Origin of the sequence: Enterobacter cloacae complex sp. IR5412, from assembly GCF_049237385.1 — a bacterium.
GTDB lineage: Bacteria > Pseudomonadota > Gammaproteobacteria > Enterobacterales > Enterobacteriaceae > Enterobacter > Enterobacter intestinihominis.
In genome coordinates, this window is sequence record NZ_JBMKHQ010000013.1 from 59,972 (window position 1) to 67,375 (window position 7,404).

Annotated in this window: 6 protein-coding genes and 4 tRNA genes; 4 read left to right on the top strand and 6 right to left on the bottom strand. The window is 55.7% G+C overall.

What is annotated here, in order from left to right:
• The first annotated feature begins 294 nt into the window (after positions 1-294).
• From hemC to hemY, 4 genes are read left to right on the top strand one after another with little or no spacing between them, the layout of a single operon-like run.
• Positions 295-1,236 (top strand): hydroxymethylbilane synthase, encoded by a 942-nt coding sequence (gene hemC, locus ACOTX2_RS19615; protein ID WP_058646809.1) that lies wholly within the window; start codon positions 295-297, stop codon positions 1,234-1,236.
• Positions 1,233-1,973, top strand: a complete 741-nt coding sequence (gene hemD, locus ACOTX2_RS19620) for a uroporphyrinogen-III synthase (protein WP_023299041.1) — start codon at positions 1,233-1,235, stop codon at positions 1,971-1,973. Before hemC ends, hemD begins: the two co-directional genes overlap by 4 nt.
• 20 nt (positions 1,974-1,993) lie before the next feature.
• Complete coding sequence (hemX, locus tag ACOTX2_RS19625) at positions 1,994-3,187, top strand: uroporphyrinogen-III C-methyltransferase (protein WP_022646657.1); 1,194 nt, start codon at positions 1,994-1,996, stop codon at positions 3,185-3,187.
• A gap of 2 nt (positions 3,188-3,189) precedes the next feature.
• Positions 3,190-4,389, top strand: a complete 1,200-nt coding sequence (gene hemY, locus ACOTX2_RS19630; RefSeq protein ID WP_032622057.1) for a protoheme IX biogenesis protein HemY — start codon at positions 3,190-3,192, stop codon at positions 4,387-4,389.
• A 538-nt stretch (positions 4,390-4,927) separates the two neighbouring features.
• Here the strand turns inward: hemY and ACOTX2_RS19635 are convergent.
• The 6 genes from ACOTX2_RS19635 to ACOTX2_RS19660 all read right to left on the bottom strand — a co-directional run.
• Positions 4,928-5,004, bottom strand: a tRNA-Pro gene (locus ACOTX2_RS19635).
• Positions 5,005-5,048: 44 nt separating this feature from the next.
• Positions 5,049-5,135, bottom strand: a tRNA-Leu gene (locus tag ACOTX2_RS19640).
• Positions 5,136-5,156: 21 nt separating this feature from the next.
• Positions 5,157-5,232 (bottom strand) — tRNA-His (locus tag ACOTX2_RS19645).
• Between the two features lie 67 nt (positions 5,233-5,299).
• Positions 5,300-5,376: transfer RNA gene (locus ACOTX2_RS19650), tRNA-Arg, on the bottom strand.
• A 102-nt stretch (positions 5,377-5,478) separates the two neighbouring features.
• Positions 5,479-6,864 (bottom strand): bifunctional threonine/serine APC transporter ThrP, encoded by a 1,386-nt coding sequence (thrP, locus tag ACOTX2_RS19655; protein ID WP_023305225.1) that lies wholly within the window; start codon positions 6,862-6,864, stop codon positions 5,479-5,481.
• A 197-nt stretch (positions 6,865-7,061) separates the two neighbouring features.
• Positions 7,062-7,404 (bottom strand): WecB/TagA/CpsF family glycosyltransferase (locus ACOTX2_RS19660; protein ID WP_421625960.1); only part of this gene is annotated, 343 nt, incomplete at its 5' end.

A 7,404-nucleotide genomic window follows, 5' to 3' on the forward strand; every position in this document is an offset into this window, starting at 1 on the left:
CGGACCCGCAGTATTTCAAAAAATAACCGTTACCCTTTTTCGCCTTGTTGTTTTCTGGTGGTACAGACGAAAAAATGGTCTAAAACGTGATCAATTTAACACCTTGCCGGTTGACCGTAAAGAAAGATGCGCTACATACAAGTGTAGCACCGTTCTGTACGTGTAAATTCCTGAATACGGCGGTGGCTGACGCGAACGCCGCCCTGTCCCTCTCACTCTTCATCAACCGTAAAACTGCCATCCGAGTGTCAACAATGTTAGGATGGTTAGCGATTGATAATGACGGTAACAAGCATGTTAGACAATGTTTTGAGAATTGCCACACGCCAAAGTCCTCTTGCGCTCTGGCAGGCACATTATGTTAAGCAGCGCCTGGAAGCCTGCCACACCGGATTACGCGTTGAGCTGGTGCCAATGGTCACGCGTGGCGATGTCATTCTTGATACGCCGCTGGCCAAAGTGGGCGGAAAGGGTCTGTTTGTCAAAGAGCTGGAACTGGCATTGCTTGAGAACCGCGCCGATATCGCCGTGCATTCGATGAAGGATGTGCCCGTTGAGTTCCCGGAAGGGCTGGGGCTGGTGACCATCTGCGAGCGCGAGGATCCGCGCGATGCGTTTGTCTCTAATCGCTATGACTCGCTTGATGCGTTGCCGGCAGGCAGCGTGGTCGGCACGTCAAGTTTACGCCGCCAGTGTCAGCTGGCTGAACGTCGCCCGGATCTGGTGATTCGCTCGCTGCGTGGGAACGTCGGCACACGCCTTGGCAAGCTGGATAACGGCGACTACGATGCCATTATTCTTGCGGTTGCGGGCCTGAAACGCCTGGGGCTGGAAGAACGTATTCGCGTGGCGTTGCCGCCGGAGCTGTCGCTCCCCGCCGTCGGCCAGGGTGCCGTCGGCATTGAGTGTCGTCTGGATGATGCGCGTACTCAGGCACTGCTCGCGCCGCTGAATCATGACGATACCGCCGTTCGCGTAAAAGCCGAGCGCGCGATGAATACTCGCCTCGAAGGAGGCTGTCAGGTGCCAATTGGCAGCTATGCTGAATTAACTGACGGTGAGCTGTGGCTGCGTGCGCTGGTTGGCGCGCCGGACGGCTCGCAGATGGTTCGCGGTGAACGTCGCGGCAAGCCGCGGGATGCCGAGGCGCTTGGCGTATCGCTGGCGGAAGAGCTGCTGAGTAACGGCGCGCGTGAAATTCTGGCTGAGGTCTATAACGGAGAGCCCCCTGCATGAGCATACTTGTCACCCGCCCTTCTCCCGCAGGAGAGCAGTTAGTGAGCCGTCTGCGCGCACTGGGGCAGGTGGCCTGGAGTTTTCCGTTGATTGAATTCTCCCCCGGTCGCGAGCTGCCTACGCTCGCTGACCAGATGCGTGCCTTGCAGGAAGGTGATCTGCTCTTTGCGCTATCGCAGCATGCCGTGGAATTTGCCCATGCGCAGCTACAACAGCAGGGCGTTAACTGGCCCCACGCACCCCGCTATTTCGCCATCGGGCGCACCACGGCGCTGGCCTTACATACCGCGAGCGGAATCGATGTTCGTTACCCGTTAGATCGGGAAATCAGCGAAGTCTTGCTACAATTACCTGAATTACAAACTATTGCCGGAAAGCGTGCGCTCATTTTGCGCGGCAACGGTGGCCGCGAACTGCTGGGCGAGACGCTGCGCGAACGCGGCGCAGACGTGACGTTTGTGGAGTGCTATCAGCGCTGTGCGAAACACTATGATGGCGCGGAAGAAGCCATGCGCTGGCATGCGCGCGGCATTAATACGCTGGTGGTTACCAGCGGTGAAATGTTACAACAGCTTTGGTCGCTGATTCCGCTTTGGTATCGCGAAAACTGGTTACTCCGCTGTCGGCTTCTGGTCGTCAGCGAGCGTCTGGCGAACCACGCCCGGGAACTGGGCTGGCAGGATATTCGGATCGCTGATAACGCCGACAACGATGCGCTGCTGCGCGCATTACAATAACTCTCAAATGGGAAGCCATAATGACGGAACACGAAAAATCCTCCGCCGTGGTTGAAGAGACCAGGGAGACTGTGGACACCACGTCACAGCCAGAGACGACAGACAAAACCGTTGAGAAGAAAAACGGCAGCAATAAAACCAGCCTCACGCTGAGCGTGATTGCCATCGCGATTGCGCTGGCCGCAGGCGTGGGTCTCTACGGACTGGTGAAGAAACAAGGCACCAACCAGACGGCCACCAGCGACGCGCTGGTTAACCAAATCACCGCCCTACAGAAAGCGCAGGAGACGCAAAAAGCTGAGCTGGAAGGCGTGATCAAACAGCAGGCTGCCGCCCTCGCCGACGCGAACAGCAAACGTGAAGAGTTGACCAAACAGCTGAGCGAAGTGCAGGAGAAAGTCGCCACGATTTCGGGAACCGATGCCAAAACCTGGCTGCTCTCACAGGCCGATTTTCTGGTGAAGCTGGCCGGGCGCAAGCTCTGGAGCGATCAGGATGTCACCACCGCCGCCGCGCTGCTGAAAAGCGCCGACGCAAGCCTGGCCGATATGAACGATCCGAGCCTCATCAACGCACGCCGCGCTATTACGGAAGATATCGCCAGCCTGTCTGCGGTTTCTCAGGTCGACTACGACGGTATCATCCTTAAGGTAAATCAGCTCTCAAACCAGATTGATAACCTTCAGCTGGCCGATAACAACGATGATGACTCCCCGATGGATTCTGACGGCACCGAGCTTTCCAGCTCCCTGAGCGAATGGCGTATCAACCTGCAAAAGAGCTGGCAGAACTTTATGGACAGCTTTATTACCATTCGCCGCCGCGATGAAACCGCCGTGCCGCTGCTGGCACCGAACCAGGATGTCTATCTGCGCGAAAACATTCGCTCCCGCCTGCTGGTGGCTGCCCAGGCCGTACCACGTCACCAGGAAGAGACCTACAAACAGGCGCTGGATAACGTTTCAACGTGGGTACGTGCTTACTACGATACCAATGACGCAACCACGACCGCGTTCCTGGAGGATATCGACAAGCTGAGCCAGCAAAACATCACCATGAACGTGCCGGACAAGCTGGAAAGCCAGCCGATTCTGGAGAAGATCATGCAGACGCGCGTGCGTAACCTGCTGGCCCAGCCGGGCGTTCCGGCAGAGCGCCCGGCTGAAGCACCTGCCGCCGCGCCAGCGCCTGAAAGCGCGCCGCAAGGAGAGTGATGATGCTAAAAGTCTTCTTACTCTTCATCCTGCTGATCGCCGGAATTGTACTGGGGCCGATGCTCGCGGGTCACCAGGGTTACGTATTGATCCAGACCGATAACTACAACGTCGAAACCAGCGTGACAGGGCTGGTGATCATCCTGATCCTGGGTGTGGTCGTCCTGCTGGCAGTGGAATGGATCCTGCGTCGGATTTTCCGTACCGGCGTTCACACGCGCGGCTGGTTCGTTGGCCGTAAGCGCCGTCGCGCCCGTAAGCAGACCGAGCAAGCGTTGCTGAAGCTGGCCGAAGGCGACTATCAGCAGGTTGAAAAGCTGATGTCGAAAAATGCCGACCATGCAGAACAGCCGGTTGTTAACTATCTGCTGGCCGCTGAGGCGGCGCAACAGCGAGGCGATGAGGCCCGCGCCAATCAGCATCTTGAACGCGCATCTGAGCTCTCAACTAAGGATCCGATTCCGGTTGAGATCACCCGCGTTCGTCTGCAACTGGCGCGCAATGAAAACCATGCCGCACGTCACGGCGTTGACCGTCTGCTGGAAATTACCCCTCGTCATCCGGAAGTGCTGCGTCTTGCGGAGCAGGCATACATTCGGACCGGTGCCTGGGGTTCGCTGCTGGACATTATCCCTTCCATGGCGAAAGCCGACGTGGGCGATGATGAACATCGTGATGAACTTCAGCGTCTGGCCTGGATTGGCCTGATGGATCAGGCGCGCGCCGATCTTGGCAGCGACGGCCTGAAAACCTGGTGGAAAAACCAGAGCCGCAAAACGCGCCAGCAGGTTCCCCTTCAGGTGGCGATGGCAGAACATCTGATTGAGTGTGACGACCATGACACCGCGCAGGAGATCCTTCTCGACGGTCTCAAGCGACAGTATGATGACCGCCTGGTGATGGTCATCCCGCGTCTGAAAACCAACAATCCGGAACAAATAGAAAAAGCATTGCGCCAGCAGATCAAAACCGTGGGCGATCGCCCGCTGCTGTGGAGTACGCTGGGCCAGTCTTTGATGAAGCACGGCGAGTGGCAGGAGGCGAGTCTCGCCTTCCGCGCAGCGCTGAAGCAACGCCCGGACGCATTTGATTACGCCTGGCTTGCTGATTCGCTGGACAAGCAGCACAAGCCGGAAGAGGCCGCAGCCATGCGGCGTGATGGGCTTCTGCTTACGCTACACAATAACGGAACGCAGCAGTAATTATCCAGGAGGCCAGATGGCCTCCTTTTTTGTACCCATAAAAAAACGCCTGCTATAAAAGCAGGCGTTAAAACAGGTCTGTAAGACAACATATTGGTGCTTCACTCAACGTTATGTCCATGGTGTTTGATGAGGCCGAAGCGACATCTGTCAGTGGACGATAAGCACCGTAAACGGCTCTGCGTCATTCCTGAGTTTATGAGGCCGTAGGGCGAACATAAGAGATGGAATGAGCATCTACACGCATATTATTGCATGTAATGTGCCAGGTTTACACGCATAACTTTTACATCGCGCAACATTTTAAGATAAAAGGAAATTATGTTGTTAAGAGCCGCCTTACGCCATACAAACTCGCGTTAAGGGCGGCAATCTGTCGTCACCAGGAGACAGGTTAAGAGAGAAAATAATAAATTCTTTATTATTAAAGGCTTATATGTCGCTGAATCGCGACAAGGATATAGAGTGTTGTCGGGGAATGGCTACAGGATGAAAAAGCGCAGAAAACAAAAAACCCCGCCGAAGCGGGGTTCAAAATTGGTCGGCGAGAGAGGATTCGAACCTCCGACCCACTGGTCCCAAACCAGTTGCGCTACCAAGCTGCGCTACTCGCCGATGTACTGCTTTTTTGAATTTTTAGTTCAACTCATTAAAAGTCGTGGTGCGAGGGGGGGGACTTGAACCCCCACGTCCGTAAGAACACTAACACCTGAAGCTAGCGCGTCTACCAATTCCGCCACCTTCGCAATTCACAACTCTTTCAATAATGGGGTGGCTAATGGGATTCGAACCCACGACAACTGGAATCACAATCCAGGGCTCTACCAACTGAGCTATAGCCACCACTGTATTCTTTCACGCGGTTCTGACTACTTCTCAGACCACCGCAGCTCTAGCGCCGGGACTAAAATGGCGCGCCCGACAGGATTCGAACCTGAGACCTCTGCCTCCGGAGGGCAGCGCTCTATCCAGCTGAGCTACGGGCGCTTAGCGCCGTTGCGGGGCTGGATATTACGTACCTCCGACCCCGCTGTCTAGTGCTTTTTTGAAAAAAATGCGCGTTTGGTTATGGTTTGCACATTTTGCCGCTTATTCCTCCACTTTATGGGCGGAGCCACGGCGACCCAGGCCAAAAAGTTTATAAGCAGCTGTGACGGCAGCCAGGAAGATCATCCCGACAAACAGCGACATGCGGGTATCTTCATTAAAGTACATTCCAATTAATACGCAAATCAGGAACGCCATCGTCAAATAGTTCGCATACGGGAACAGAATGGAACGGAATGGATGGCTGGCGATCGCTTCTTTGTGCGCCTGTCGGAAACGCAGCTGGCTAATCAAAATGACAAACCACGGTACCATCCCCGGCAGCACGCTGGCGCTATAAACATAAACAAACACGCGCTGCGGATTCGGGATGATGTAGTTCAGGCAAGAGCCAATCAGCAGAATCACAATCGACACCGCTACGCCCGCCACCGGTACACCCACGCGGGAGACTTTACCCATCACCGCCGGCAGCTGTTTGTTTTGCGAGAGCGCGTAAAGCATACGCCCACAGCTGTACATTCCGCTGTTACAGCCGGAGAGCGCCGCCGTCAGCACCACAAAGTTGATAATGGCGGCTGCCGCCGTGATGCCAATCTTAGCGAAGGTTAAGACAAACGGGCTGCCGGTGGTGCCGATCTCGTTCCATGGGAAAATGGTCACGATAACGAAGATCGCGCCCACATAGAAAATCAGGATACGCCACAGCACCTTGCCTACCGCGCTACGCAGCGTGACCTGCGGGTTTTTCGCCTCACCTGCGGTAATGCCGATCAGCTCAACGCCCTGATAGGAGGCGACAACGATACAGAGCGCCGTCAGAAAGCCCTTCCAGCCCCCCGCAAAGAAGCCGCCGTGCCCGGTCAGGTTACCAAAACCGATAGCGTGCCCGCCGTTACCGAAGCCAAAGAAGATGACCCCAAGGCCAACGACAATCATCACGATGATGGTGGTGACTTTGATCATCGCAAACCAGAACTCGATTTCGCCGTAAAGACGAACGGCGGCAAGGTTCGCCAGCGCCACCAGCCCTACGGCAATAAGCGCGGGTATCCACTGGGCCATCTCCGGGAACCAGAACTGCACGTAGACCCCGATGGCGGTGATCTCCGAAATCCCCACGGCCATCCACATAAACCAGTACGACCAGGCCGTGAGATAACCAAAGAACGGGCTCATATACCGGTGGGCGTAAACGGCGAAAGAGCCCGTCACCGGCTCCAGGAACAGCATTTCGCCCATTGAGCGCATGATGAAGAAGACGAACAGTCCGGCAATAATATACGCCAGCAGGACGGAAGGCCCCGCCCACTTCAGCGTGCTTGCCGAGCCCATAAACAGGCCAACGCCGATAGTCCCGCCCAGCGCGATCAGTTCAATATGTCGAGCTTCCAGCCCACGCTGAAGCTCCGGTTTTTTCTCTGCCATAATTCCTCGGTTGTGTTTGCTGTTTCCCGACTTGTTGCCGGGTATTGTTTTGAGGGGTACTGAAATACGGAGCGAATGGTTTCTTAAATTCTGGCAAATGGCAAACAATGCATTAAAAAAATGAATGCATTGCACATAAACTCAGCAGTTTTGCGGGGGGCGTTGCAGCGCGAACAGCAGATCGCGCTGCATATTGATTACATTTTCCCGGTGTAGTGCCAGGCGAGGTAGCGCAGAAGGCGAATCTGTCGTTTTATACGCGTCGGTTGGGAGAGCAGGCGGTAGAGCCACTCCAGCCCCAGATTTTGCCAGACTTTGGGCGCACGCTTAACGTGGCCGGTAAAGACGTCGTAGGTGCCGCCAACGCCCATATAAAGCGCATCCGGGCTGACCAGACGGCAATCGCGCATCAGTATTTCCTGGCGCGGCGACCCCATAGCGACAGTGACGATTTTCGCCCCGCTGTCGCGCACGCGCTCATATAACGCCTGGCGATCTTCCGGCCTGAAATAGCCATCCTGGCTGCCCACTATGTTAACA

Bases quoted from the DNA above. Each gene is read 5' to 3' on its own strand.
- hemX (WP_022646657.1), top strand. From the start codon at position 1,994: ATGACGGAACACGAAAAATCCTCCGCCGTGGTTGAAGAGACCAGGGAG.
- hemY (WP_032622057.1), top strand. From the start codon at position 3,190: ATGCTAAAAGTCTTCTTACTCTTCATCCTGCTGATCGCCGGAATTGTA.
- hemD (WP_023299041.1), top strand. From the start codon at position 1,233: ATGAGCATACTTGTCACCCGCCCTTCTCCCGCAGGAGAGCAGTTAGTG.
- thrP (WP_023305225.1), bottom strand. From the start codon at position 6,864: ATGGCAGAGAAAAAACCGGAGCTTCAGCGTGGGCTGGAAGCTCGACAT.
- hemC (WP_058646809.1), top strand. From the start codon at position 295: ATGTTAGACAATGTTTTGAGAATTGCCACACGCCAAAGTCCTCTTGCG.